General features: G+C 52.0%; 24 protein-coding genes and 2 pseudogenes. 11 read left to right on the forward strand and 15 right to left on the reverse strand.

All coding sequences use genetic code 11. From position 1 onward, the window contains the following. Nucleotides 1-131: pseudogene (locus Q9I99_RS05200) on the reverse strand (IS5/IS1182 family transposase); the annotation flags it as partial. A gap of 81 nt (nt 132-212) precedes the next feature. On the opposite strand from Q9I99_RS05200, the pseudogene Q9I99_RS05205 reads away from it, so the two are divergent. Continuing rightward, nucleotides 213-452: pseudogene (locus Q9I99_RS05205) on the forward strand (transposase); the annotation flags it as partial. Nucleotides 453-794: 342 nt separating this feature from the next. On the opposite strand, the gene trmB reads toward Q9I99_RS05205, so the two are convergent. From trmB to Q9I99_RS05225, 4 genes are all read right to left on the reverse strand, one after another. Further along, on the reverse strand, nt 795-1,511 hold the full coding sequence (gene trmB / locus Q9I99_RS05210) for a tRNA (guanosine(46)-N7)-methyltransferase TrmB (protein WP_301667200.1): 717 nt from the start codon (nt 1,509-1,511) through the stop codon (nt 795-797). Nucleotides 1,512-1,632: 121 nt separating this feature from the next. Then, a complete protein-coding gene (locus Q9I99_RS05215; protein WP_301667199.1) occupies nt 1,633-3,036 on the reverse strand; it encodes a tetratricopeptide repeat protein in 1,404 nt (467 codons plus the stop codon). Between the two features lie 116 nt (nt 3,037-3,152). Beyond that, entirely contained in the window at nt 3,153-5,039 is a 1,887-nt protein-coding gene (gene uvrC / locus Q9I99_RS05220; protein ID WP_301667198.1) for an excinuclease ABC subunit UvrC, read from the reverse strand. 54 nt (nt 5,040-5,093) lie between these two features. Beyond that, nucleotides 5,094-7,271, reverse strand: coding sequence for a heavy metal translocating P-type ATPase (locus Q9I99_RS05225; RefSeq protein ID WP_301667197.1), 2,178 nt, complete (start codon nt 7,269-7,271; stop codon nt 5,094-5,096). A 138-nt stretch (nt 7,272-7,409) separates the two neighbouring features. Here Q9I99_RS05225 and trxB point away from each other — a divergent pair, with 138 nt between their 5' ends. From trxB to Q9I99_RS05255, 6 genes are all read left to right on the forward strand, one after another. After that, complete coding sequence (gene trxB, locus Q9I99_RS05230; RefSeq protein ID WP_301667196.1) at nt 7,410-8,360, forward strand: thioredoxin-disulfide reductase; 951 nt, start codon at nt 7,410-7,412, stop codon at nt 8,358-8,360. Nucleotides 8,361-8,515: 155 nt separating this feature from the next. Beyond that, on the forward strand, nt 8,516-8,884 hold the full coding sequence (gene rpsF / locus Q9I99_RS05235) for a 30S ribosomal protein S6 (RefSeq protein WP_002232587.1): 369 nt from the start codon (nt 8,516-8,518) through the stop codon (nt 8,882-8,884). Further along, on the forward strand, nt 8,885-9,187 hold the full coding sequence (priB, locus tag Q9I99_RS05240) for a primosomal replication protein N (protein WP_301667195.1): 303 nt from the start codon (nt 8,885-8,887) through the stop codon (nt 9,185-9,187). 6 nt (nt 9,188-9,193) lie between these two features. Continuing rightward, nucleotides 9,194-9,424 carry a 30S ribosomal protein S18 gene (rpsR, locus tag Q9I99_RS05245; RefSeq protein WP_002213306.1) on the forward strand — a complete coding sequence of 77 codons (231 nt, stop codon included), beginning with the start codon at nt 9,194-9,196 and terminating at the stop codon, nt 9,422-9,424. 16 nt (nt 9,425-9,440) lie between these two features. Then, nucleotides 9,441-9,893, forward strand: coding sequence for a 50S ribosomal protein L9 (rplI, locus tag Q9I99_RS05250; protein WP_301667193.1), 453 nt, complete (start codon nt 9,441-9,443; stop codon nt 9,891-9,893). 14 nt (nt 9,894-9,907) lie between these two features. Beyond that, the gene (locus Q9I99_RS05255; RefSeq protein WP_301667192.1) at nt 9,908-10,048 is read left to right on the forward strand and encodes a hypothetical protein; all 141 of its coding nucleotides are present in this window, start codon (nt 9,908-9,910) and stop codon (nt 10,046-10,048) included. A 27-nt stretch (nt 10,049-10,075) separates the two neighbouring features. Here Q9I99_RS05255 and Q9I99_RS05260 read toward each other — a convergent pair whose 3' ends face one another. Together Q9I99_RS05260 and pssA are read right to left on the reverse strand one after the other, a co-directional pair. After that, nucleotides 10,076-10,882, reverse strand: coding sequence for a sulfite exporter TauE/SafE family protein (locus Q9I99_RS05260; protein WP_301667191.1), 807 nt, complete (start codon nt 10,880-10,882; stop codon nt 10,076-10,078). Next, nucleotides 10,883-11,629: a CDP-diacylglycerol--serine O-phosphatidyltransferase gene (gene pssA, locus Q9I99_RS05265; protein WP_025458074.1), complete on the reverse strand. Its 747-nt coding sequence runs from the start codon at nt 11,627-11,629 to the stop codon at nt 10,883-10,885. Nucleotides 11,630-12,214: 585 nt separating this feature from the next. Here pssA and Q9I99_RS05270 point away from each other — a divergent pair. Continuing rightward, nucleotides 12,215-12,697: a DUF4189 domain-containing protein gene (locus tag Q9I99_RS05270; RefSeq protein ID WP_301667205.1), complete on the forward strand. Its 483-nt coding sequence runs from the start codon at nt 12,215-12,217 to the stop codon at nt 12,695-12,697. A gap of 51 nt (nt 12,698-12,748) precedes the next feature. Here Q9I99_RS05270 and Q9I99_RS05275 read toward each other — a convergent pair whose 3' ends face one another. Next, complete coding sequence (locus Q9I99_RS05275) at nt 12,749-13,960, reverse strand: uracil-xanthine permease family protein (RefSeq protein WP_301667190.1); 1,212 nt, start codon at nt 13,958-13,960, stop codon at nt 12,749-12,751. A gap of 34 nt (nt 13,961-13,994) precedes the next feature. Next, nucleotides 13,995-14,165, reverse strand: coding sequence for a hypothetical protein (locus tag Q9I99_RS05280; protein WP_301667189.1), 171 nt, complete (start codon nt 14,163-14,165; stop codon nt 13,995-13,997). 16 nt (nt 14,166-14,181) lie between these two features. Here Q9I99_RS05280 and Q9I99_RS05285 point away from each other — a divergent pair, with 16 nt between their 5' ends. The 3 genes from Q9I99_RS05285 (at nt 14,182) to clpP (ending at nt 18,844) form a co-directional block, all read left to right on the forward strand. Next, on the forward strand, nt 14,182-16,620 hold the full coding sequence (locus Q9I99_RS05285) for a DNA translocase FtsK (RefSeq protein WP_301667188.1): 2,439 nt from the start codon (nt 14,182-14,184) through the stop codon (nt 16,618-16,620). Nucleotides 16,621-16,825: 205 nt separating this feature from the next. Then, nucleotides 16,826-18,136 (forward strand): trigger factor, encoded by a 1,311-nt coding sequence (gene tig / locus Q9I99_RS05290; RefSeq protein ID WP_301667204.1) that lies wholly within the window; start codon nt 16,826-16,828, stop codon nt 18,134-18,136. An 87-nt stretch (nt 18,137-18,223) separates the two neighbouring features. Continuing rightward, the gene (clpP, locus tag Q9I99_RS05295) at nt 18,224-18,844 is read left to right on the forward strand and encodes an ATP-dependent Clp endopeptidase proteolytic subunit ClpP (RefSeq protein ID WP_118792151.1); all 621 of its coding nucleotides are present in this window, start codon (nt 18,224-18,226) and stop codon (nt 18,842-18,844) included. Between the two features lie 52 nt (nt 18,845-18,896). Here the strand turns inward: clpP and ispG are convergent, their stop codons facing one another. From ispG to fghA, 6 genes are all read right to left on the reverse strand, one after another. Continuing rightward, nucleotides 18,897-20,162 carry a flavodoxin-dependent (E)-4-hydroxy-3-methylbut-2-enyl-diphosphate synthase gene (ispG, locus tag Q9I99_RS05300; protein ID WP_301667187.1) on the reverse strand — a complete coding sequence of 422 codons (1,266 nt, stop codon included), beginning with the start codon at nt 20,160-20,162 and terminating at the stop codon, nt 18,897-18,899. 15 nt (nt 20,163-20,177) lie between these two features. Next, nucleotides 20,178-20,939: a type IV pilus biogenesis/stability protein PilW gene (gene pilW, locus Q9I99_RS05305; protein WP_301667186.1), complete on the reverse strand. Its 762-nt coding sequence runs from the start codon at nt 20,937-20,939 to the stop codon at nt 20,178-20,180. Nucleotides 20,940-20,941: 2 nt separating this feature from the next. Next, nucleotides 20,942-22,036 (reverse strand): dual-specificity RNA methyltransferase RlmN, encoded by a 1,095-nt coding sequence (rlmN, locus tag Q9I99_RS05310; RefSeq protein WP_301667185.1) that lies wholly within the window; start codon nt 22,034-22,036, stop codon nt 20,942-20,944. Between the two features lie 143 nt (nt 22,037-22,179). Continuing rightward, nucleotides 22,180-22,605, reverse strand: coding sequence for a nucleoside-diphosphate kinase (gene ndk, locus Q9I99_RS05315; protein ID WP_014573969.1), 426 nt, complete (start codon nt 22,603-22,605; stop codon nt 22,180-22,182). A gap of 58 nt (nt 22,606-22,663) precedes the next feature. Next, nucleotides 22,664-23,815 carry a cell division protein ZapE gene (gene zapE / locus Q9I99_RS05320; protein WP_301667184.1) on the reverse strand — a complete coding sequence of 384 codons (1,152 nt, stop codon included), beginning with the start codon at nt 23,813-23,815 and terminating at the stop codon, nt 22,664-22,666. A 527-nt stretch (nt 23,816-24,342) separates the two neighbouring features. After that, a complete protein-coding gene (gene fghA / locus Q9I99_RS05325; RefSeq protein WP_301667183.1) occupies nt 24,343-25,170 on the reverse strand; it encodes an S-formylglutathione hydrolase in 828 nt (275 codons plus the stop codon). Nucleotides 25,171-25,174: the final 4 nt, after the last annotated feature.

Below are 25,174 nucleotides of genomic sequence, written 5' to 3' on the forward strand. Positions count from 1 at the left end.
CGGGTTCTTTGACGGTTCAGGTATTGTTCGATCGGCTGCCAATCAATCACTTGATCCAACTTCAATAGTGGGAAGCGGTCGATGTGTTTGGCAATCATGGCTTGTGCGGTTTGCTGGAAGAAGGTGCTCATGAGAAATCCCCTAAACGTCTTGGTGGGAATTTAGGGGATTTTGGGGAATTTTGTAAAGGTCTCAGGCTTTCTCTTTTTTACCAATATTTAATCGGCGGCAATCTCAGGCTTTGGCAAAAACGCTTTTGGGAACATACTATCCGCGATGAGGCCGATTTTGCCTGCCATTTTGATTATCTGCATTTCAATCCGGTCAAACATGGCTATGTAGGACAAATTTCCGATTGGCGGTTTTCTACGTTTAACCGTTATGTCAAACAGGGTATTTATCCGCATAATTGGAGTGGCGGCAATGCAGACTTTTCTATTGAATACGATTAAAGTAATGTCGGATTCAAGAATCCGACATACGGAAGACTAAAGATTTTATGTGTGTTACGGCTTGCTGTAAATTTTGATAGAGATTACTTTTTAACTGGAAGCAAGCTGTATCCTTACCTACTGCGTGTATGGCTGCACCAGACCCCCCGCCTGCGGGCGGCACAAACTTTAAAACCGATGTGCAGGTTAAAACCTACAAGGATGCGTGCGGTACGCAGGCGTTTTTGCCGTTCAAACCATTATTTTAAACCTTGTATCGAAACATCACTCGCTGCTTTATCTTGAAAAAATGCCGTCTGTAAGCAAACGTGCTTCAGACGGCATTCTTTATCCGGCGGTTTGTTATCCGATCCGTTTGAATACCAAGTCCCAAACGCCGTGTCCGAGGCGTTTGCCGCGCGCTTCGAATTTGGTTTCGGGGCGGTAGTCCGGGGTGGGGGCGTAGTCTGCAACTGTATTTTGCAGGCTGTCGAAGCTACTGAGGACTTCAAGCATCTGCTGTGCATATTCTTCCCAGTCTGTCGCAAGGTGGATATAGCTGCCGGTTTTGAGTTTGGGTAGCAGTTTGGCGATGAAGGGGGCTTGTATCAGACGGCGTTTGTGGTGGCGTTTTTTGTGCCACGGGTCGGGGAAGAATATGTGGATGCCGTCGAGCGAGCCGTCTTGCAGCATATTTTCGACGACTTCTACGGCATCGTGCCGCATCACGCGGATGTTTTCCAAATGATTTTCGTCTATGAGTTTGAGCAGGTTGCCTACGCCGGGACCGTGTACGTCGATGGCGAGGAAGTCGGTTTCGGGCAGGCGGCGGGCGATTTCTGCGGTTGCCGTCCCCATACCGAAGCCTATTTCGAGGATTTTGGGTCGGCTGCTTCCGAAACGGGCATTAAAATCGGTCGGTGTTGCTTGGTAGCCGATGCCGAAGTGGTCCCATAAGGTATCGATGGCGCGTTGCTGCGCGGCGGTCATATGGCTTTGGCGGAGGACGAAGCTGCGGATGCTGCGGGGGTGTCCGGCTTGACGGTCGTTTGGTGTTTGGTTTTCGGCGGTGTCTGTCATAATGCTTCCGTGCGCTTGTGCAATCAGGATGCCGTCTGAATGTGAAATGTCTGTTCGGACGGCGGGAAGGGAAAGGGGCGATTATACCTGTTTCGTTTTTGCGGGGTAAATGTACCGGTGTTCAGACGGCATTTTGCCACTGTTGCAGCAGTTCTTGCAGGACGCTTTTTTGCCCGTATCCGTTGTTTATGGCTTCTTGCAGGTAGCGGCAGGCTTTTTCTTTGTCCGGTCCTACACCGTGTCCGCTGTAATGGATGCAGGCGAGGTTGTAGAACGCCATACTGTCTTTTTGCGCGGCGGCTTGTTCAAACCATTTGCGGGCTTTGCCGTAGTCGGCGGCTATGCCCTGTCCGAAGTAGTACATACTGCCCAGATTAGTTTGGGCTTTGCTGTGGCCGAGTTCTGCGGCTTCTGTGTAGAGTTTGAGCGCGGCCGCGTATTCGGGCGCGCATTGTAATCCGTAATGCAGGGCTTGGGCTTTTTGATAAAGCTGTTCTGCCCTTTGCCGCCTGATGGCGGAATCTTTGATGCCGCCGTATTGGTCGGGATGGTTTAACGCGCTGTCGGATATGAGTTTCTGATAGGCGGAAAGGCTGCCGGCTTCGGCTGCCTGCCGGTAATAATGCCGGGCTTTTTCCGTATCGGGGGCTGTGCCTAAACCGTAGCGGCAGATGTCGCCCAGTATCCGCAAACCTTCGGGATGGCGTTCGGCGGCGGCTGCCTCGGCATGATGCAGGGCAAGTTTGTGGTTTCTTTCCTGATATTTGCCTTGCAGGTAGATGTCGGCCAGTGCGGCATGGGCATCGGGGTCATTTTCCTGTGCCGCCTGTTGGAACCGGTAAACGGCTTCGTCGGGGGCGGCAGGCAGGATGAGTTCGGCAAGCGGGGTGCAGGCGGGAATGTATCCTTGTTGTGCGGCGGCGCGCAAATGATTGACGGCCTGTGCCGTGTCAGTTTGCGTCCCTTGTCCGAAACGATATTGCAGCCCGAGTTGCCAATGTGCTTCCGGCAAGCCTTGTGCCGCCGCTTTTCGGTAGAGCAGGTGCGCCGTTTCAAAATCCGGCGGTGTGCCGTACCGGCAGTATTGGGCGAGCAGGTATTGCCCGTGGGGATTGTTGTTTTTTGCGCTTGTTTTTGCCCATTCCAAGGCTTCTTCAAAATGTCGGGACGCATACAGCAGGTACATCAGGCGGACTTGTGCTTCAGGCAGCTCTTCCTCTGCCAGAGGTCTGTAAAGCGATATCAGGGTTTCTGGGGGCGCACCTTCCAATTCTTGGATATATGCCAGATTGTAACGCGCGTAGGGATGCCCCTGTTCGGCTGCGATGCGGAGCATTTCCATACCTTGTTCGCGGTCTTGGTAGGGGCTGTCCGCGTCCATCAGGTGTTTTGCCAACTCGAATGCAGCGGCGGGATGACCTGCCGAGGCCGCTTCTGTCAGCAGTCGGCGGACTTCGGCAAAGTTATATTGTTTTTGAGACAGGCGTTCCAAGGCCTGTCGATAGGTTAAGTCGGGATTGTTCATATCAGATCGTTTTCCGTTTTGTCGAATCATCGTTATTTGTTATGAAGTTAGGTTTATATCGGCACGCCGGTCTGCTGTATCATATTTTCACAGACGGTTTTTGCTTTGACGGCATACTAATGCAGATGATTATAAATGGTTTCCGCCAATGCCTTGCTGATGCCTTCCACTTTTTCCAAGTCCTCGCGGCTGGCTGCAATCACGCCGCGCAGGCCGCCGAAGCGGGTAAGCAGGGCTTGGCGGCGTTTGCTGCCGATACCGGGGATGTCGCTTAAGGAGGAGGTAACGCGTGCTTTGTCGCGTTTTTTGCGGTGGCCGGTAATGGCAAAGCGGTGCGATTCGTCGCGTACGGTTTGCAATAGATGCAAGGCGGGGCTGTTTGGCGGCAGGCGGAAGGTTTCGCCGGTAAAAGGCAGTATGAGTTCCTCCATACCGGCTTTGCGCTCCGGGCCTTTGGCAATGCCGACCAAAGGGATGTGCAGCCCGAGTTCCTCCCATACGGATACGGCGATGCCGATTTGTCCTTTGCCGCCGTCAATCAACACGGCATCGGGCCATTTTACGGTCTCGCTGTTGGCTTCGGCTTCCTGCATTTTGCCGTAACGGCGCGTCAACACTTCACGCATGGCGGCGTAGTCGTCGCCGTGTTTGGCGGTCGTGATGTTGTAGCGGCGGTATTGCGAAGGCTGGATGTTTTGTTCGTCGTACACGACGCAGGAAGCGATGGTGGCTTCGCCTTGGGTGTGGCTGATGTCGAAGCATTCGAGGCGGTTGAGGCCGTCTGAATCCATGCCGAGGATTTTGGCGAGTTCGTCGATTCGGTGTTGCTGGCTGCTTTGTTGCAGGCGGCGTTGGGCAATCGCCATTTGTGCATTTTGTTCCGCCATTTTCAGCCAGACTTTGCGTTCGCCTATGGTTTTGGTTACGAACTGCATTTGTTTGCCGTGTTCGCCCTCTAGGGCTTCTTTCAATGCGTCGGGGACAGGGAAGTTACTGATGATGATGTCGGGTTTGCTTTTGCCCAGATAGTGTTGGGAGACAAAGGCTTCGGCGTAATCTTGCCCGTTTGGTTCGGGATCGTTTTTGGTGTCGGGGAAAAAGCTTTTGTCACCGACGTGCCGCCCGCCGCGTATGCTGACCCAGTGTACGCAGACGATGCCGTCTGAAACCGCCAGCGCGAGCAGGTCGATATCGTTGGGGTTGTTTGGGTTTTTGCTGTCGATGAACTGGTTGCTCTGCATGATGCCGAGTGCTTGGATTTGGTCGCGGTAACGGGCGGCTTCTTCAAATTGCAGGTTGGCGGCGGCAGTTTGCATTTTGTGTTGCAGGGTGCGCGTCAGTTCGTCGGTTTTGCCGTTGAGGAAAGTGGCGGCTTGGCGCACGCTGTCGCGGTAGTCTTCTTCGCTGATGTGTCCGACACAAGGCGCGGTGCAGCGTTTGATTTGGTACAGCAGGCAAGGGCGGTCTCGGTGTTCGAACACGCTGTCTTCGCAGGTACGCAGCATAAAGACTTTTTGCAACACCTGAATGCTGTCGCGCACGGCATTGCTGTTCGGATACGGGCCGAAGTATTGGTTGGGCTTTTTCAGCGCGCCCCGGTAATACGCCATTTGCGGATATTGATGGCCGCTGAGCATCAGATAAGGATAGCTTTTGTCATCGCGGAAAAGGATATTGTATTTCGGCGACAAGGCTTTGATGAGGTTGTTTTCGAGAATCAGGGCTTCGGCTTCGGAACGTGTGATGGTGGTTTCGATATGGCGAACCTGTTTCACCATCAATGCGATGCGCGGCGAATGGTCGTTTTTTTGGAAATACCCGGACACGCGCCGCTTGAGGTTGACCGCTTTGCCGACGTATAAGACTTTGCCGCCTTCGTCAAAAAAACGGTACACGCCCGGCAGCTTGGGCAGGTTTTTGAGGAAGAGCGGGATGTCGAATTGTTCCGGAGGACGGTTTTCTGTATTCATATCAATCATTTGAAAAACGGCTTCAGACGGCATATCGGCAGCGGCAGCCTTATCCGTTCGGAAAAGCTGTCGGGCGATTATATGCGGTCAATCGATTTTTACCCGTTTCAGGCGCAGGGCATTGCCCAATACCGAAACCGAGCTTGCCGCCATTGCCGCGCCTGCGATGACAGGGTTTAAAAAACCGAGCGCGGCAAGCGGAATGCCCAAAATATTGTAGAAAAAGGCGAAAAACAGGTTTTGCTTGATGTTTTTCAACGTCGCCCGCGATACCGACAGCGCATCGGCGAGCTGATTAACCGAATGCTGCATCAGCGTAGCGGATGCGGTGTGTTCGGCAACGTCCGCGCCGCCTTTCATCGCGAAGCTGACGTTGGCGGCGGCGAGTGCGGGCGCGTCGTTGATGCCGTCGCCGACCATCGCCACGGTTTTGCCGGCAGCTTTGAGTTTCTGCACTTCGGCGGCTTTGTCGCGCGGACTCATATTGCCGAAAGCGTGGGCGATGCTCAGTTGTTTGGCGACGTATTCGACCGTGCCTTGGTTGTCGCCGCTCATGATGTAAACGTCGATGCCGTGTTTTTTCAGACGGCCTATGGCTTCGGCGGTATCGGCTTTCAACGCGTCGGCAAGTGCGAATGCGCCGATGGGTTTGCCGTTTACAGATATGGCAACCACACTGGCGATTTCCCAAACGCCGTCTGAAAACTTCGGCAAGGTCAGTTCGGCAAATTCGGCTTTGCCCGCTTTCACCAATCCCGCGCCTTCCACTTCGGCGGCAATGCCTGCGCCGACAAAGGTTTGCGCGTTTTGTGCGGCGGGGATTTCCAAGCCGCGCGCTTGGGCTGCAGAAACGATGGCGCGGGCGAGCGGGTGGGCGGCGTTTTGTTCGACAGCGGCGGCGATGCGGTACAAATCGTCTTCGTCAAAGCCGCTGTCGGGAACGCAGTAAACGGCAGCAACCTGCGGCCTACCTTCGGTCAGCGTGCCGGTTTTGTCCAACACGACGGCATCGACGTGGGCGGCTTCTTCCATCGCCGCCGCGTCTTTAAACCAAATGCCGTGTTTCACCGCCTTGCCCATGCCGACCATAATCGCGGCGGGCGTTGCCAGACCGAGTGCGCACGGACAGGCAATCACCAAAACAGCAACGGCGTGCATCAGTGCCACCGTCCAATCACCTTTCACCAGCCAAGTGGCGATAAAAGTCAGAAGCGCAATGCCCACAACAGTTGGCACAAATACCGCCGCCGCCTTATCTGCCACGCGTGCAATCGGCGCTTTGCTGCCTTGTGCTTCAGAGAGCGCGTTCATCATATCGCCGAGCAGGGTTTGGCTGCCGAGCTGCGTAGCGCGGTACACCACGCTGCCTTCAGTCATCAGCGCGCCCGCCAACACTTTGCCACCCGCCTTTTTCTCTTCGGGATTGGATTCGCCGGTAAGATGGCTCTCGTCCGCCCAACCGCTGCCGCTTTCAATGATGCCGTCTGCGGCAATGCGTTCGCCGTGGTTGGCGCGGATAAGGTCGCCGATTTGCACTTGGTCGATGGGTAGCTGCCGCCATTCGCCTTCGCGCTGCACATTGACTTGGGTGGGCGTAAGTTTCAGCAGCAAGCCCAAGCTGTTCAGGCTGGATTTTTTGGTACGGTGTTCCAAAAACTTACCCAGCGACACAAACCCAATCACCATTACGCCCACTTCAAAATACACATGCGCCATGCCGTGCGCCGCATGCGGACTGAAAAACAGCATATAGACGGAATACAGATAAATCGAGACCGTGCCGATGGTAACGAGCACGTCCATATTCGCCAGTCCGCCTTTAATGCTCGCCCACGCGCTTTTGTAAAACGGGATTGCCAGCCAAAGCTGTACCACGCTTGCCAATGCAAACTGCAACAAGGGCGACAACATCCAATCGTGCCGTGTCCAATTCAGCCCTTTTAGCATCATCCCTACCATACCGATAAGGAAGGGGATATTGATGGCCAGCAAAAGCCACAACCTCCAGCCGATATGGTGTTCTGCTTCGGGTTGCGGCAATGTATCTTCCGTCTTTTCCTTCGCGCCGTAACCGGTTTTCTCAATGATTTTGGCAATGTCGGCTACTGAGGTTTTGCTGTCGTCAAACGTAACCTGAGCTTCCTCGCTGGCGAAGTTCACCCCCGCCGATTCGACAAAATCTTTTTTGTTCAACACTTTTTCAATGCGCGAAGCACATGCCTGACAGGTCATGCCTTCGATTTGGAAACGGATTTTTTGTTGCATAAGCGTGATTCCTGCTTTGATATTCAGACGGCAGTCAAGGCTGCGGGATGCCGTCTGAACGCCGGTATGGTCAAAATTTCTCAAACGCGCCGATAATTCGAGTAGAATCCGAAAACTTGACACAGCAAAGGAAAAACAATGTCCCAACACCGCAAACTGATTATTTTGGGTTCCGGCCCCGCCGGATACACCGCCGCCGTCTATGCCGCGCGCGCCAATTTAAACCCCGTCATTATTACAGGTATCGCACAAGGCGGGCAACTGATGACAACGACCGAAGTGGACAACTGGCCTGCCGATGCCGACGGCGTGCAAGGGCCGGAATTGATGGCGCGGTTTCTCGCCCACGCCGAACGTTTCGGAACAGAAATCATTTTTGACCAAATCAACGCCGTCGATCTGCAAAAACGCCCATTCACACTCAAAGGCGATATGGGCGAATATACTTGCGACGCACTGATTGTCGCAACAGGCGCGTCCGCCAAATACCTTGGTTTGCCGAGTGAGGAAGCGTTTGCAGGGAAAGGCGTTTCCGCTTGTGCCACCTGCGACGGTTTCTTCTACAAAAACCAAGATGTTGCCGTAGTCGGCGGCGGCAATACGGCAGTTGAGGAAGCACTCTACCTTGCCAATATCGCCAAAACCGTTACGCTGATTCACCGCCGCAGCGAGTTCCGTGCCGAAAAAATCATGATCGACAAACTGATGAAACACGTAGAAGAGGGCAAAATCATCCTCAAGCTGGAAAGCAATCTGCAAGAAATCTTGGGCGACGATCGGGGCGTAAACGGCGCATTATTAAAAAACAACGACGGTTCTGAGCAACAAATTGCCGTCAGCGGCATCTTTATCGCCATCGGGCACAAGCCGAATACCGATATTTTCAAAGGGCAGTTGGAAATGGACGAAGCCGGCTACCTGAAAACAAAAGGTGGTACGGCGGACAATGTCGGTGCAACCAATATCGAAGGCGTATGGGCGGCGGGCGACGTAAAAGACCATACCTACCGTCAGGCAATTACCAGCGCGGCTTCCGGCTGTCAGGCGGCTTTGGATGCGGAACGCTGGCTGGGCAGTCAAAACATTTGAATGCCGTCTGAAACCGAAATTTTCGGCGGAATGCAAGTTTTTCGCACCAAATCCTTGATTCCGTCGGCAAACCCCAATATAATGCCCGTACTTTGAACCTTGCCTTCTGCTTTCGCATGGCGGAAGGCTGTTTTTACCATCCATAAGGAGATAACATGCGTCATTACGAGATCGTGTTTATCGTTCATCCTGATCAAAGCGAGCAAGTGCCCGCTATGGTTGAACGTTACAAAACCATGATTACCGAGGCAAACGGTAAGATTCACCGTCTGGAAGATTGGGGTCGCCGCCAACTGGCTTACCCGATTAACAAAATCCATAAAGCACATTATGTTTTGATGAACATTGAAACCACTCCCGAAGTGGTCGAAGAGTTGGAAACCGCGTTCCGTTTCAATGATGCGGTATTGCGTCATCTGACCATCAAAACCAAACACGCCGTTACCGAAGCATCCCCTATGTTGGGTGGTGAAAAGGCTAAGAACCTGCTGAGCGGTGCGTCTGAAGAAGCGGCTGCCCAATAATTGGGATTCACTAATCTTGTTTCGCTTGCCGCGTTAATTGAAAAGGTTTTCCCTATTCGATATACGCCTGCCGGAATCTCTGTCTTAGATATTATCTTAAAGCATGAATCATGGCAGAAAGAAAATGGACAGCAATGTCTTGTCCAATTGGAAATTCCGGCACGGATTTTAGGCAGGCAGGCGGAAGAGTGGCAGCATCGGCAAGGTGTATATGTTCACGTCGAAGGTTTTTTAGCTCAAAAAAGCAGACGTTCCCTGATGCCGATGCTCAGGATACAAAATATTCAAGAATATAAAGGTTAAACGACAATGGCTCGTCAATCATTCAAACGTAGAAAATTCTGCCGTTTCACGGCTGAAAAAATCCAAGAAGTCGATTACAAACAAGTTGATTTGCTGAAAGACTTTATCTCTGAAAACGGTAAAATCATTCCTGCACGCATCACAGGAACGAAGGCATTCTACCAACGCCAATTGGCTGTTGCCGTAAAACGCGCGCGCTTCTTGGCACTCCTGCCTTATACCGACCAACACAAATAATTTTGGAGTTTAAATCATGCAAATTATTCTGTTAGAAAAAATCGGCGGTTTGGGTAATTTGGGCGACATCGTTACCGTAAAAAACGGTTATGCCCGCAACTTTTTGATTCCTGCTGGTAAGGCAAAACGTGCTACTGAAGCAAACATGAAAGAGTTTGAAGCACGCCGCGCAGAACTAGAAGCCAAACAGGCTGAAATTTTGGCAGATGCCCAAGCCCGTCAGGAAAAATTGGATGGTCAAACCATTATCGTTGCCCAAAAAGCCGGTGTGGACGGCCGCCTGTTTGGTTCAGTTACCAATGCTGACATTGCAGCTGCAATCGTTGCTGCCGGTATCGAAGCTGTGAAAGCAAATGTACGCCTGCCAAACGGTCCTCTGAAAGCCGTTGGCGAGTATGAAGTAGAAGTTGCTTTGCACACTGATGCCGTTGCTAAAATTACCATTGCCGTCGTTGCTGCAGCTGAGTAATTAAAATTATCAGAATGCCGTCTGAAACCCTGCCGATTATCGGAATATGGTTTCAGACGGCATTTGTTTTGTTTTCCGTATATTCTGCAAAGGTCTCGGTCAGGTTGTCTGTCCTCTTGTCGGAACAGGAGGCAGGGCAGCTTTGTCCTGATTAATTGCTTGTGCAAACGGTAAGAAGGTTTTTAAAGCAGGTTGTACAGCATTTTTCCGGCAATCAAAAGCAACATAATACCGAAGGATTTTTTGAGTTTGGCAGAAGAAAGTTTGTGGGCGGTTTTGACACCGAGCGGGGCAAAGGTAATGGTTGCCGCGCTGAGGACGGCGACGGCGGGCAGGTAAAGGAATCCCAGCGACCCTTCGGGTAATCCTGCAATATTCAGACCGTTGACCAGATACGATATTGCGCCGGAGAGTGCAATCGGCCAGGCAAGGCCGGATGATGTGCCGATGGCTTTATGGGTAGGGAAGCCGCAGTGGATTAAGAAGGGGACGGAAAGTGAACCGCCGCCTATGCCGACCCAGCTCGACATTGCGCCGAACAGTGTGGAAACCGCAATCAGCCCGGGCAGCTTGGGCAGCGGGCGTGATGCCGTCTGAGGGCCGGTATGCAGTGTTTTGAATGCGACGGCGGTTAAAAACAGGATGAAGAAAATTTGAAGCCCGAACGCGGGGATATATTTTGCGGAGAGTGCGCCCGCGAATACGCCGAATATCATACCCGGCATCATCGCAAATACGGTTTTCCAGTCGACCGTCCGTTTTTTGTGCTGCCCCAACATACTGGAAAAGGCGGTGAAGACCATGACGGCGAAGGATGTGCCGACGGCGAGGTGTTGTGCGTAAGGATGTTGTGCCAAACCCTGCAAATCAAGCACCCATAAAACGACAGGGACAATCAGCGTGCCGCCGCCTACACCGAACAGGCCGGCGATAAAACCTGCCGCACTGCCTACGGCAAGCAGGATTAAGATAATGTCCCAATGCCACATTTAATCCGCCTTTCTATATTTTTTCCAAAATCGGCGTGCCGCCATAATGTAGCCGGACAGGCTGTATCCGAGAAAGAACAGGAAGAGGACGAGCGACGGTTCCCAAGTGACCAGAAGCAGCAGTAAGACGGCAAGCAGCATTCCGACAAAGGGGACTTGTCTGCGGATGTTGATTTCTTTAAAACTCCAAAAAGGGATTTGGACAATCATCGACAGGCCGGCAAACAGTGTGATGCCCAATGCCCACCAGTGGACGGCGGGGAATTTTTCGACGCTGTGGTTGACCCAAATCAGCCCGACAATCAGCGCGGCGGCAGTCGGACTGGGCACGCCGATAAACCAGCGTTTGTCCACCTTGCCGATGAGCGTGTTGAACAGCGCGAGGCGCAGGGCGGCGCAGGCGCAGTAGATGAAGGCGACGGAATAACCGATTTTGCCGAACTGCCAAAGCTGCCATTTGTAGGCAATCAGAGCGGGGGCAACGCCGAAGCTGACCATGTCGGCAAGGCTGTCGAGCTGCTCCCCGAACGCGCTTTGGCTGTTGGTCAGCCGCGCCACGCGCCCGTCCATACCGTCCAGCAGCATGGAGATGAATACCGCGATGGCAGCGGTTTCATAACGTCCGTGCATGGATTGGGTGATTGCGTAAAACGCGGAAAACAGCGCGGCGATGGTAAAGGAGTTAGGTAGCAGGTAAATACTGTTTTGACGCAGAGAGCGTTGCGGGGTGTTTGGCGGGATTTCCATAGTTGAAGTGTCTCACGGACGTGGAGAATTGATGTTCGGATTATAACGCAAACGCTTATCGAACAATACGCCCTTTAGGATGAAGCCCTCGGAGGCGGTTTGTTTTTCTGATGGAGGATGCTTTGCGGGGCGGTTTGACTCTGCCTGCCGCCGGGTGTGTTGTTTCAGATTTTTGCCGGATGGATATTGTTGCTGGGCATTTCTGGGCTTGCCGGAAGGTATCGGGGGGAGGGCATCGGAATATGCGGCGCGTCGTTCAAACCGGGGCGGCGTTTCCCTATTTTCGGGGAGTTTGCAGGTTTCAACAAATTGAAAGATATTTTTTGCATTTCTGACCGTATGCTGATTTTGAAGCGGGATAAATTGTAGGACAAGGTTTTTCGCCCGCTGCAAGGTTTGCCTGCAATGCCGTCTGAAAACAACAGCTTGCCGCTAAGGCGGCAGTATGCGGATTTGCGTTGCCGAAACCGGTTTGCCGTACCCCGGCGGTGCAATCTGAGGGGAGGGATAAGCCGATAAGGCGGGACTTATCCTGTTTTTTGTTTATAATGCGACAGAATTTGGACGAACCGTCAGGAGTTTATGATGATAAAAAGGATGGCGGCAGTATCTGTACTCTGCCTGATGACTGCGGCGGCACAGGCTGCCGATACTTACGGCTATCTCGCCGTTTGGCAGAATCCGCAAAATACGGACGATGTTTTGCAGGTTAAAACCACAAAAGAAGATTCGACGAAAAGCGAAGCGTTTGCCGAGTTGGAAGCCTTCTGCAAAGGTCAGGACACGCTTGCGGGCATTGCTGAAGACGAGCCGACCGGATGCCGGTCGGTCGTGTCGCTGAACAATACCTGTGTCGCGCTGGCATACCCGAAAGCCTTGGGCGCGATGCGCGTTGAAAACTCCGTTGTGATTACTTCTCCGCGTTTTACGAGCGTTCATCAGGTCGCACTCAACCAGTGCATCAAAAAATACGGCGCACAGGGACAATGCGGTTTGGAAACAGTGTATTGCACATCTTCTTCTTATTACGGCGGAACTGTGCGCTCTTTGATTCAAAATCTCAAATAAAACGGAAAATGCCGTCTGAAAGATGTTCAGACGGCATTTCCATATCAGCGGTCAGGATTCTTTTGAATCGGGCAGCAGGCTGTTCAACACAATGGCGAGTACGGCGCACAAGCCCACGCCGGCAAAGCTGAAGCTGCCTAATTTGAGCGTCATGCCGCCGATGCCCGTGGTCAGTACCGAGCTGACGATGACCAGGTTTTTCGGCAGCATCAAATCGACTTTGGCATCAATCAGGGTTTTGATGCCTAAAGAAGCAATCGTACCGAACAGCAGCAGCATAATGCCGCCCATCACGGGCATCGGGATGGAGGCCAAAAACGCATTGAATTTGCCGAAAAACGCCATACAGACGGCAAAAACCGCCGCCCAAGTCATGATGACGGGGTTGCTGTTTTTGGTAATCATCACCGCACCCGTTACTTCGCCGTAGGTTGTAACCGGCGGGCCGCCGATCAGACCCGCAAGGCACACGCCCAAGCCGTCGCCCGCAAGGGTTTTGTCCAAGCCGGGGTCTTTCGTATAGTCTTTCCCCGTCACATTGCCGATTGCCATGATGCCGCCGATGTGTTCGATGGAGGGGGCGACGGCAACGGGCAGCATAAACAGTGCCGCCTGCCAGTTGACCTGAGGCGTTTCAAAATGGGGAACGGCGAACCAGGGCGCGTGTGCAATGCTTGCCGTGTCCACCAGTCCCATCAGCAGTGCCAAAACATAACCCGAAGCGACACCGATCAAGATGGGAATCAGCTTCATCATCCTGCTGCCGAAAACCGATACGATGGCGGTAACGGCAAAGGTAAAGCCGGAAAGAATCAGCGAATCGGTATAGTCGATGACCTGTTTGCCGTCAGCCTGACCCATTGCCATGCTGCTTGCCGCCACGGCAACAGACAGGCCGATAACCATGATGACGGGGCCGATGACGACCGGCGGCAGCAGTTTGTGTACCGCTGCCAGTCCGCGCCAACGGATCAGCGCGGCAAACACAAAATACATAAAGCCGGCGGCAAACAGTCCGAACATGGTGGAAGGCAGCCCCCATTCGCCAACGGAGTAGATAATCGGCGCGATAAAGGCAAACGAAGAGCCGAGAAAAATCGGCACTTTGCGTTTGGTTGTGATTTGGAACAGCAGCGTTCCCAAGCCTGCGCCCAAAAGCGCAAGAGCCGGATTCAGACCGGTCAGCAGGGGGACCAGCACCATCGCGCCGAATGCCACAAATAAAATCTGTGCACCGGAAACGGCAAGTTTCAGTTGGTTCATACCATCTTCTTTCAGTCGGTTCAAACGGCACGGATTATACTGGTTTGCCGAGGGTCTGCGTAAAAATACATACGTCGGGCAACAGATATGCCGTCTGAAAGACAACGTCTGTCTGTTGCAGGATGAAAGCAGGAGAAATGGAGTATAATCCGACACTTTCCATATTCAATCCGCAAGCCGTCCCGACCCTTATTTCAGACGGCATTTTCCGGTAATACGGCATGACAGAAAAATCCCATAAAAAAACAGCAAAAGGCAGGGCGGGAAGCCCGTCCCCAACGTCCGCGCGCAACAAGAAAGCCGACAACGGCGCGCGGGGCAATAAAGTTTCCGAGCGGCTCAAGGCGGTCAAAGAGCTGCAGAAAACCGAAGCCAAAAAGGCGCGTCCCGAACATGTCGTCAACCTGATTGCCGACGCGCTGTGGCTGATGAGTTTGGCGGCAACCCTGTATCTGGCGATTTCCCTGATCAGTTTCGATATGGGCGATCCGTCTTGGTCGCACAGTTCGCCGCTTGCCGGAGATGCCGCCAATTGGGGCGGACTGTTCGGCGCGTATATTGCCGATGTCGGCTATTATCTTTTCGGCTGGTCGTTCTGGTGGTGGATAGCGGCTGCCTGCGTCATGCTGTATAAAAATTTCCGTCTGCACGCAAAACAGACGGAAAACGAGGCATACAACCACAAAATCGCTGCCGCCGCGCTGTTTGTCCTGACGGTCTTCAGCCCCGTCTTGGAGTATTTTGTGCTGGGCGGAAAATATGCCGACTCCCTGCCTGTCGGAGCTGGCGGTATGGTCGGCATACGCGTCGGCGCAGTGTTTGCGTGGCTGCTGGGGAAATCGGGCAGCCTGCTGATTATCCTGGTTGTTCTGCTGTTGTCGTTGTCCCTGCTGGTGCAGATTTCATGGCTGGAATTTTTGAACGGTACGGGCAGGGTGGTTCAAAACCGTCTGAATGCTTTATTCGGAAAGGTCATGGCTTTGGGAAAACGCCGGCCGAATACCAAAACAGACGGTGTCGATACCCAAAACACACGGCGCATGGTGAAAGAAGCCAAAAACATCACCGCCAAACCTGTTATTCCCCTCGAAGGCAGCAGCAGCAACCGCAAATCCGTCGCGGTTTCCGTTGCGCCGCCGCCTAAAATCCAACCTTCGCTGTTTGAAGACAATGAAGTACAGCAGAACGGCGAATACCACAAGCCTGCATTGAACCTGTTACGGATTCCCGACAGCGAGCCGGTCAGCATCAATCCCGCCGAATTGGAAAATACAGCCGAACTGATCGAATCCAAACTGGCAGAATTCGGCATCGGCGTACAAGTCGTATCCGCTACATCCGGTCCCATCATCACGCGCTACGAAATCGAACCCGCGCAAGGTGTCAAAGGCAGCCAAATTGTCGCCTTGTCGAAAGATTTGGCGCGCTCGATGTCGCTGCAATCCGTGCGTATCGTCGAAACCATCGCCGGGAAAAACACGATGGGCATCGAGTTGCCCAACGACAAACGCCAAGACGTGATGTTGAGCGAAATCTTGTCCTCGCCCGTGTTTGCCGAAGCCAAATCCAAGCTGACCGTCGCGCTGGGCAAAGACATCGCCGGTACGCCCGTCGTTGGCGACTTGGCGAAAATGCCGCACCTTTTGGTTGCCGGTATGACCGGTTCGGGCAAGTCCGTCGGCGTGAACGGTATGATTATGTCTATGCTTTTCAAAGCTACGCCCGAGGAAGTCCGCTTTATCATGATCGACCCGAAAATGCTTGAGTTGAGCATTTACGACGGCATTCCGCACCTGCTCTGTCCGGTTGTAACCGATATGCGCGAAGCGGGACAGGCGTTGAACTGGTGCGTCGCCGAAATGGAAAAACGCTACCGCCTGCTCTCCCATGCGGGTGTACGCAACTTGGAAGGCTTCAACCAAAAAGTCGAACAAGCCAAAACGGCAGGAAAGCCGCTGCTCAATCCGTTCAGCCTGACCCCCGACGAACCCGAACCTCTGGAAAAACTGCCGATGATTGTAGTCGTTATCGACGAGTTGGCAGACCTGATGATGACCGAACGCAAAGCCGTCGAGCAACAAATCGCCCGCCTCGCCCAAAAAGCGCGTGCCGCCGGCATACATATGATTGTCGCCACCCAACGTCCCAGTGTCGATGTCGTTACCGGCCTGATTAAAGCCAACATCCCGACCCGTATGGCGTTTACCGTGCAAAGCAAAATCGACAGCCGAACCATCCTCGATCAAATAGGCGCGGACGAACTGCTGAAATACGGCGACTCCCTGTTCCTCCAGCCCGGCAGTGCTGAACCGACCCGCCTGCAAGGTGCGTTCGTTTCCGATGATGAAGTCCACCGCGTCGTCGCTTTCGTCAAGGAGCAGGCACCGGCAAATTATGTAGAAGGGCTGCTTACAGGCGAAGCAGCACAGGAAACGGCAAATATCGTCAGCCCCAATGCAGACAGCGACGAATTGTTCGATCAGGCAGTCGCCTATGTTTTGGAAAGCAAAAAAACTTCCATTTCGTCTTTGCAGCGGCAGTTGCGTATCGGCTATAACCGCGCGGCAAACCTGATGGAGGCACTGGAAAATGCGGGTGTGGTTTCGCCGGCCGATTTGAACGGCAGCCGTAAAATTTTGGCGCGTAAGGATCATTTGTAGCCCGTGTCGCAAAATGCCGTCTGAACGGCGGAATTGGCGTTTCAGACGGCATATTATGTTTCAGGAGGAACATTGTGATATACTTGCCAGCTAAAATTTTCCCTTTGCGGCAATGCGGTTCAAATCCCAGTATCCGCCGCGCGCCGGCCTTCCGTTGCCGGGAAGGGGTGTCATTTTATCAACACAACAAATTTAAGGGTTTATGATGAGCGTAACTGTTGAAACTTTAGAAAATCTGGAACGCAAAGTAGTGTTGTCCCTGCCTTGGTCCGAAATCAACGCAGAAACCGATAAAAAACTGAAACAAACCCAACGCCGTGCCAAAATCGACGGTTTCCGTCCGGGTAAAGCACCTTTAAAAATGATTGCCCAAATGTACGGTGCAAGCGCGCAAAACGACGTGATCAACGAGCTGGTGCAACGCCGCTTCTACGATGTTGCCGTTGCCCAAGAGTTGAAAGTGGCAGGCTTCCCCCGTTTTGAAGGCGTTGAAGAACAAGACGATAAAGAGTCTTTCAAAGTTGCCGCCATTTTTGAAGTGTTCCCCGAAGTCGTGATCGGCGATTTGTCTGCACAAGAGGTCGAAAAAGTAACCGCTTCCGTCGGCGATGCCGAAGTGGATCAAACCGTAGAAATCCTGCGAAAACAACGCACACGCTTCAACCATGTCGAACGCGAAGCCCGAAACGGTGACCGCGTCATCATCGACTTTGAAGGTAAAATCGACGGCGAACCTTTTGCCGGCGGTGCATCCAAAAACTACGCCTTCGTATTGGGCGCAGGTCAAATGCTGCCTGAATTTGAAGCCGGCGTAGTCGGCATGAAGGCGGGCGAAAGTAAAGACGTTACCGTCAATTTCCCTGAAGACTACCACGGTAAAGACGTTGCCGGTAAAACTGCCGTGTTCACCATTACGCTGAACAACGTTTCCGAAGCAACTCTGCCCGAAGTTGATGCCGACTTCGCCAAAGCATTGGGCATCGCTGACGGCGACGTTGCCAAAATGCGCGAAGAAGTGAAGAAAAACGTAAGCCGCGAAGTGGAACGCCGCGTAAACGAACAAACCAAAGAATCTGTAATGAACGCGCTGATTAAAGCCGTAGAGTTGAAAGTTCCGGTTGCTTTGGTCAATGAAGAAGCCGCCCGTTTGGCAAACGAAATGAAACAAAACTTCGTCAACCAAGGTCTGGCCGATGCCGCGAACTTGGATTTGCCTTTGGATATGTTCAAAGAACAAGCCGAACGCCGCGTATCTTTGGGTCTGATTTTGGCCAAACTGGTTGACGAAAACAAACTCGAGCCGACTGAAGAACAAATCAAGGCCGTTGTCGCCAACTTCGCAGAAAGCTACGAAGATCCTCAAGAAGTGATCGACTGGTACTACGCAGAGCCTTCCCGCCTGCAAGGTCCGACTTCTTTGGCAGTAGAAAGCAACGTCGTTGATTTCGTTTTGGGCAAAGCCAAAGTAACCGAAAAAGCTTTGTCTTTTGACGAAGTGATGGGCGCACAAGCCTAATCATCTTCAAAAGGTCGTCTGAAACAGACAACTTGAAAGCACCAAAGCACCCCTTTGGTGCTTTCGCAACATTGACAGGAGACAAAAATGTCCTTCGATTTCAATAATTACCTCGTTCCTACCGTTATCGAACAAAGCGGCCGCGGCGAGCGTGCATTTGATATTTACTCGCGCCTTTTGAAAGAGCGCATCGTATTTTTGGTCGGTCCGGTAACCGACGAGTCCGCCAATTTGGTGGTTGCCCAGCTGTTGTTTTTGGAAAGTGAAAATCCGGACAAAGATATTTTCTTCTACATCAATTCCCCCGGCGGCTCGGTAACGGCAGGCATGTCGATTTACGACACGATGAATTTCATCAAGCCCAACGTCTCCACTTTGTGCTTGGGACAAGCGGCAAGCATGGGCGCATTCCTGCTCTCGGCAGGCGAAAAAGGCAAACGTTTCGCCCTGCCCAACAGCCGAATTATGATTCACCAGCCTTTAATCAGCGGCGGCTTGGGCGGTCAGGCATCCGACATTGAAATTCACGCACGCGAGTTGTTGAAAATCAAAGAAAAACTCAACCGCCTGATGGCGAAACACTGCGGCCGCGATTTGGCAGATTTGGAGCGCGACACCGACCGTGATAATTTCATGTCTGCCGAAGAGGCAAAAGAATATGGTTTGATTGACCAAGTTTTGGAAAACCGCGCTTCTTTGCAGCTTTAAACCTTGTGAAGTAGACAAATGCCGTCTGAAAACAGTTCAGACGGCATTTGTCTTATAGGGACTGTATCGGGATGATTTTGTTCTGGTTGCGTTTGGAGCCGTTTTCGCCGTAGTTGGTTTTGACATACTCTTCAACAATAGCCAGAAATTCCGTTGCAATGTTGTCGCCTTTCAGCGTTACTTTGCGTTCACCATCTACATAAACCGGCGCGACGGGTGTTTCCCCCGTACCGGGCAGGCTGATGCCGATGTCGGCCAATTTGCTTTCTCCGGGGCCGTTGACGACACAGCCCATCACGGCGACATTCAAGGATTCCACACCGGGATAAGCAGTGCGCCATACGGTCATTTTTTGGCGCAGGTAGTTTTGCACATCTTGAGCCAGTTCTTGAAAAACGGTACTGGTGGTGCGTCCGCATCCCGGGCAGGCGGTAACCATCGGCGTAAACGAGCGCAAACCCATAGTCTGTAAAATCTCTTGCCCGACGACGACCTCCTGAGTACGCGGGCTGCCCGGCTCCGGAGTGAGTGAAATGCGGATGGTGTCGCCGATTCCTTCTTGAAGCAAGACGGATAATGCCGCTGTTGATGCGACAATACCTTTGCTGCCCATACCGGCTTCGGTCAAACCCAAATGCAGCGGATAGGCGCAACGGCTGCCCAGTTCGCGGTAAACCTGAATCAGGTCTTGAACCGCACTGACTTTGCACGACAGGATAATTTTGTCTTCGGGCAGTCCCAATAGAACGGCTTTTTCGGCAGATTCCAAAGCGGAGACAATCAGTGCTTCCTTCATCACTTCTTCGGGCGGTTTCGGCGCGGAAGAAGCGAGGTTGGCATCCATCATGCGTTTGGCGAGGCTCTGATCCAAAGAACCCCAGTTTACGCCGATGCGGACGGCTTTATCGTTTTCGGCAGCAGTCCGAATCATAAAGGCAAATTTTTCATCGCCTTTTGCACCTTTGCCGACATTGCCGGGATTGATGCGGTATTTGGACAGGGCTTTTGCACACTCGGGAAATTCCGCCAACAGGCGTTCGCCGTTGAAATGGAAATCGCCAATCAGTGGTGTGGCATAGCCCATATCGTCCAAGCGGCAGCGGATTTCGGCAACTTTGGACGCGGCTTCGGGGCTGTTGACAGTGATTCGCACCATTTCCGAGCCGGCATCGCTCAATTCCTTAATCTGCAATGCGGTGGCTTTTGCATCGGCAGTGTCGGTGTTGGTCATAGATTGGATAACGACGGGTGCTTCTGAACCGACGGTAATATGATCGATGCGGACTTGATGCGTCCTGCGGCGTTGGAGTGTGTTCATATGGTTTGAATCTGTTTATTGACCGGTGAGGACGGTTTGCAATTCTTCCGAGTAGGGGAAATTTGCCTGCAATTGTGCTTCATATTCGTATGCCGCCTGCGCGTTGCCGAGGGCTTTGGCAATTTTCCAGCCAAGCAGCAAATCATCGGCCTGAAGGACTTCTACCCTGCTTTGGTATTTTTTAAAGTAGTAATCGGCATCGCCCAACTGCCCGGCCAGCATTTTGGTGCGCGCCAGTTCTTTAAATGCGGGGGGGAACTGCGGCTGCGAGGCGAGCGAGCGTTCCAAATAGGCTTCCGCCAATCCGAATTGCCCCTGTTTGGCACTGCATATGCCTTTATTCAGGTTGGCAATATAAGGGGTCGGGTAGGTGGGGTCGGCCAAGGCTTTGTCGAAATATGCCATAGATTCGGCAGGGCGGTTGAGCCTGCCGCACAGGAACCAGCCGTAGTTGTTGTTGATTTCGGCACTGTCGGGTTTGATGGATAGGGCTTGCCGGAAACTTTCCTGCGCCTTGTCGTTAACTTTCAGGTATTGATAGATTTCGGCACGAACCAGCCAGGCAAGTTCGTTTTTAGGGTCAGATTTCAAGGCATCTTCAATACTTGCCGTTGCCTGACGGTAGTCCTGACCGCGCATATATTCCATTGCCAACTGGGTTTTGATATTGGAAACCTGATTGGCTTTTTCTGCCCGCGAGGGGCGGTAGGAAGTGCTGCACGCGCCCAAGGCAAGGACAAGCAATAAAGAGATTCGTTTGGATGGCTTAAAAGGCATAATTACCCCTGTTGTCCGATTAAAATCTGCTGCCATTTTTGTTGGCGGCGCGTTTTATCCTGAACCTGACCTGCCAACTGTCCGCAGGCGGCATCGATGTCGTCGCCGCGCGTTTTTCGTACGGTAACGACAAATCCTGCCTGCTGCAAAATATCGCGGAACACACGGATGTTCTCATTGCTGGAGCGTTCGTATCCGGAGTTTGGGAAGGGATTGAACGGAATCAGATTGAACTTGCAGGGAACATCTTTGACCAGTTCGATCAGTTCGCGCGCATGTTGCGCCTTATCGTTTATTCCGTCCAACATGACGTATTCGAAAGTGATGAAATCCCTGGGTGCTTTGACCAGATAGCGTTGGCAGGCCGCCATCAGTTCTTTCAAGGGATATTTTTTGTTCAACGGTACGATTTGGTTGCGGACTTCGTCATTGGAAGCATGGAGGGAAACCGCCAAAGCCACCGGCATGACATCGCGCAACCTGTCCATTTGGGGAATCATACCCGAAGTGGAAACCGTTACGCGGCGGCGGCTCAAACCGTATCCGTGGTCGTCCAGCATGATGCTCAAGGCGGTAACGACATTGTCGAAGTTCGCCATCGGCTCGCCCATACCCATCATTACTACATTGGAAATTACGCGTTCGTTTTTCGGTGTAACGCCCATCGCTTTGTTTGCCCACCACAATTGCCCGATAATTTCGGCAGCGGTCAAATTGCGGTTGAAGCCCTGCCGGCCGGTCGAGCAAAATGTACATTCCAAAGCGCAGCCGACTTGCGAGGAAATGCAGAGCGTGCCGCGATCCGATTCGGGGATGAAGACGGTTTCCACGCCGTTGCCCGTCCCGACATCCAAAAGCCATTTTCGAGTGCCGTCTGAAGATTCTTGAGACATCATCAGCTTGGGAATTTCGATGCTTGCCTGTTCGTTCAGTTTATGGCGCAGGGATTTTGCCAAATCGGTCATTTCGTCAAAATTTTGCGCGCCGGATTGGTGCATCCAACGCATAACCTGTTTGGCACGGAAAGGTTTTTCGCCCATATCGGCAAAATGTCGGGTCAGCCCTTGAAGGTCGTAGTTGAGCAGATTGGTTTTCATGTGTTTGTGTTTTTCTTAAATTAAGGCTTCAAATAAAAAATTGCAGGGCAGGCAAGTTTGATTTAAAGCCTTTTGCAACTGAGTTTTCAGACGGCATGGATATATTTTATGCCGTCTGAAGAGGAGTTGTGCGGTGTATTGTATCAACGGGGGCAGATTTCGGTTTGGCTGAAAAAGTAGGCAATTTCCAAAGCGGCATTTTCCACGCTGTCGGAACCGTGTACGGCGTTAATGCTGACTGATGTGGCAAAGTCCGCGCGTATTGTGCCTTCGGCGGCTTCGGCGGGATTGGTCGCCCCCATCAGTTCGCGGTTTTTCAGAACGGCGTTTTCGCCTTCCAGTACTTGAATCATAACCGGGCCGCCAGTCATAAATTCAACCAATCCGGCGTAGAAAGGGCGGTCTTTGTGAACCGCATAAAATTCTTGCGCCTCTTTGAGGGTAAGCTGCTTCATTTTGGCGGCAACGATTTTCAGACCGTTCTCCTCAAAGCGGCTGTATATTTTGCCGATAACGTTTTTGCCGACGGCATCGGGTTTGATGATGGAGATGGTGCGTTCAATCGCCATGCTATATCCTTATTTTTATTTAAGAAGAATCAAATCGGTATTCTACCAAAAAAATAACTTATCCGCCTGAAGCCTTGGGGGATAGGGTCAGGTGCGGCTGTTCCAAATAAACTTCGGACTGCATTTCGACCATCCGGCTGGCGGTGCGGGTAAATTCTTCGGCAAAATAGCCTTCTGTGTAGATATGGTTGACATCTACCGCGCCGGTGGCACACAGTTTGACTCGGAAATCGTAGAGCACGTCAATCAGCCAAGTCAGCCGCCGCGCCTCCGCCTTTTCTTGCGGTGAGAGTTGTTCCAAACCTGAAACAAAAACCATTTCATAATGTTCGGCCAAATACAGATAGTCGGACTGCGAGCGGGGGCCGAAGCACAGTGCGCGGAAATCAAACCATATGGCACAGCCGGACTCGGCTTTGTGGGGAATCTCCCGGCCGTGGATGGTGCTGATGCCGGGGTTCAAATCGGTAATGCCTGTCATTTCTTTGAACAATTTTGCCAGTTTTGCCTCATTTTCTTCATTGGCAGGCGTAAAGAAAATCTCGGCGGGGCGGAGGGTACGCAGCCGGTAGTCTTCCCCGCCGTCAACGTTTAAGACGGTCAGGCTGGATTCGATGAGCGCGATTGTGGGAAGAAAACTGCTCCGGTTTTGACCTTGCGGGTAGAGTTCGGAAGGCGCGTAGTTTGAAGTTGCCACCAAAACAACGCCCTCGTTAAGCAGGTTTTCCAGCAGACGGCCTAAAATCATTGCATCCGCAATATCGCTGACATGAAATTCGTCAAAACACAATACGCGGGTTTCTTTGGCAATCTCGGCGGCAACGGATTTCAACGGGTTGCTTTCGCTTTTCAGGGCTTTCAGCCGCCGGTGGATTTCTGCCATAAAGGCATGAAAGTGAACGCGGCGTTTGCGGCGGTAAGGCAGACATCCGAAAAAAGCGTCCATCAGAAAGCTTTTGCCGCGTCCGACCCCGCCATAGAAATAAAGCCCTTTGGGAACTTGCGGGGAACGCAAACTCCTGCCTAAAAAACGGTTTCTTTTGCGTTTGAACATCATCAATTCGGTCCAAAGCCGATCGAGGTGTTCGATGGCGGCAGCCTGTGCGTCGTCGCGGATGAAGTTGGGTAGTTGTGAGGCGGCTTGATACCAGGTCAGCGGGCTGTGGTTTTCAAATGGAGGAGCTTTAAAAAGTTGGTCTCTATTACTCATATTTAACCTTGTTATACTTCTTGCGGCGGAGAAAGAAAATGCTTACCGTCGGTATTATAAATGATTTCCTTCAAACTTGGCGTTTTCCGTGGAAAAGAATAATGACGCGCACAAGGGGGGTATGAGCAAAGGCGGCGTTTCAATATGGTGCAGATATGAGCCCAAATGCCTTTTATTTCAGGCTGCGTTTTAATATTGAAGGAGGACAAATGAAACAGATGGTGAATCGCGAAGCTGTTACGCTACCGTCAGCTTGGAGGGAGAGAAAACAAAACAGGAACAGGCTGCTTATGCAAATTCAGCAACGAATAATACGAAGTCTGGAAGTGAAGTAGGAAATACGGGCGATTTTAATGTTTGACCAATCAGGTTTTAAGCTCAAAAATGATACTAATCAAATCAAGGGCAGGGTTTGATAATCTGTAGGGCCGGCTCCTTCAGGTTCAGACGGCATACGTTTATGCCGGCACTTCCTATTCCTCGTGCCGGCTATCCCAAACTGCTTTGAAAACTGAACGCTCTTCGGTTTACTTCAAAAATGCGGCGTGATAAGCAATATGCTCGCCAATAAAACTGGCAATGAAGTAATAGCTATGATCGTAGCCTTTATGGAAGCGTACATCGATCGGCTGGTTTGCCGCACGACAGGCTTCGATAAAATCTTCGGTACGCAATTGTATTGGCAAAAACTCATCTTCCAAGCCTTGATCGATACGCATACCTTGCACTTTATAGCCTTGTTGGATGAGTGAGTTGGCATCATATTGCTGCCATTTTTCACGGTCTTTCCCTAAATAAGCAGTAAAGGATTTTTTTCCCCACGGTACGAGGCTTGGCGATAAAATAGGCGAAAAGGCAGAAACACTTTGATAACGTTCTTGGTTTTGCAGTGCCAATACCAATGCGCCGTGTCCGCCCATTGAGTGTCCCATAATGGAACATTTGCCGTTGGTAGGAAAATGTTCCTCAATCAGACGGGGCAACTCGTTCAAAATGTAATCATACATTTGATAATTCGCCGCCCAAGGCTGTTCGGTCGCATTCAAATAAAAGCCTGCACCTTGCCCCAAATCATAAGCATCATCGTTCGGCACTTGCTCTCCGCGAGGGCTGGTATCAGGCGCAACCACAATCACTTGATGTTCTGCCGCGTAATGCTGAAAGCCTGATTTAGTAATGAAATTTTGTTCCGTACAAGTTAAGCCGGAAAGCCAATAAATCACTCCAAGTGGTCGATTTTCCGGATTATTTGGCAAATAGACGGCAAATTTCATTTCGCATTGCAGCGTTTGAGCATGGTGTGCCCAAACTTGTTGCGAACCGCCAAAAATTTGATGTTGTTCAATCAGTTTCATCGCG

Source organism: Neisseria basseii (assembly GCF_962707005.1).
GTDB lineage: Bacteria > Pseudomonadota > Gammaproteobacteria > Burkholderiales > Neisseriaceae > Neisseria > Neisseria bergeri.

Bases quoted from the DNA above. Each gene is read 5' to 3' on its own strand.
- zapE (WP_301667184.1), bottom strand. From the start codon at position 23,815: ATGAGTAATAGAGACCAACTTTTTAAAGCTCCTCCATTTGAAAACCAC.
- Q9I99_RS05275 (WP_301667190.1), bottom strand. From the start codon at position 13,960: ATGAACCAACTGAAACTTGCCGTTTCCGGTGCACAGATTTTATTTGTG.
- uvrC (WP_301667198.1), bottom strand. From the start codon at position 5,039: ATGCCGTCTGAAGCCGTTTTTCAAATGATTGATATGAATACAGAAAAC.
- Q9I99_RS05280 (WP_301667189.1), bottom strand. From the start codon at position 14,165: ATGCCGTCTGAAATAAGGGTCGGGACGGCTTGCGGATTGAATATGGAA.
- ndk (WP_014573969.1), bottom strand. From the start codon at position 22,605: ATGGCGATTGAACGCACCATCTCCATCATCAAACCCGATGCCGTCGGC.
- clpP (WP_118792151.1), top strand. From the start codon at position 18,224: ATGTCCTTCGATTTCAATAATTACCTCGTTCCTACCGTTATCGAACAA.
- trmB (WP_301667200.1), bottom strand. From the start codon at position 1,511: ATGACAGACACCGCCGAAAACCAAACACCAAACGACCGTCAAGCCGGA.
- Q9I99_RS05215 (WP_301667199.1), bottom strand. From the start codon at position 3,036: ATGAACAATCCCGACTTAACCTATCGACAGGCCTTGGAACGCCTGTCT.
- Q9I99_RS05260 (WP_301667191.1), bottom strand. From the start codon at position 10,882: ATGTGGCATTGGGACATTATCTTAATCCTGCTTGCCGTAGGCAGTGCG.
- Q9I99_RS05225 (WP_301667197.1), bottom strand. From the start codon at position 7,271: ATGCAACAAAAAATCCGTTTCCAAATCGAAGGCATGACCTGTCAGGCA.
- fghA (WP_301667183.1), bottom strand. From the start codon at position 25,170: ATGAAACTGATTGAACAACATCAAATTTTTGGCGGTTCGCAACAAGTT.
- Q9I99_RS05285 (WP_301667188.1), top strand. From the start codon at position 14,182: ATGACAGAAAAATCCCATAAAAAAACAGCAAAAGGCAGGGCGGGAAGC.
- rpsR (WP_002213306.1), top strand. From the start codon at position 9,194: ATGGCTCGTCAATCATTCAAACGTAGAAAATTCTGCCGTTTCACGGCT.
- pilW (WP_301667186.1), bottom strand. From the start codon at position 20,939: ATGCCTTTTAAGCCATCCAAACGAATCTCTTTATTGCTTGTCCTTGCC.
- rplI (WP_301667193.1), top strand. From the start codon at position 9,441: ATGCAAATTATTCTGTTAGAAAAAATCGGCGGTTTGGGTAATTTGGGC.
- Q9I99_RS05270 (WP_301667205.1), top strand. From the start codon at position 12,215: ATGATAAAAAGGATGGCGGCAGTATCTGTACTCTGCCTGATGACTGCG.
- rpsF (WP_002232587.1), top strand. From the start codon at position 8,516: ATGCGTCATTACGAGATCGTGTTTATCGTTCATCCTGATCAAAGCGAG.
- ispG (WP_301667187.1), bottom strand. From the start codon at position 20,162: ATGAACACACTCCAACGCCGCAGGACGCATCAAGTCCGCATCGATCAT.
- Q9I99_RS05255 (WP_301667192.1), top strand. From the start codon at position 9,908: ATGCCGTCTGAAACCCTGCCGATTATCGGAATATGGTTTCAGACGGCA.
- tig (WP_301667204.1), top strand. From the start codon at position 16,826: ATGAGCGTAACTGTTGAAACTTTAGAAAATCTGGAACGCAAAGTAGTG.
- trxB (WP_301667196.1), top strand. From the start codon at position 7,410: ATGTCCCAACACCGCAAACTGATTATTTTGGGTTCCGGCCCCGCCGGA.
- pssA (WP_025458074.1), bottom strand. From the start codon at position 11,629: ATGGAAATCCCGCCAAACACCCCGCAACGCTCTCTGCGTCAAAACAGT.
- rlmN (WP_301667185.1), bottom strand. From the start codon at position 22,036: ATGAAAACCAATCTGCTCAACTACGACCTTCAAGGGCTGACCCGACAT.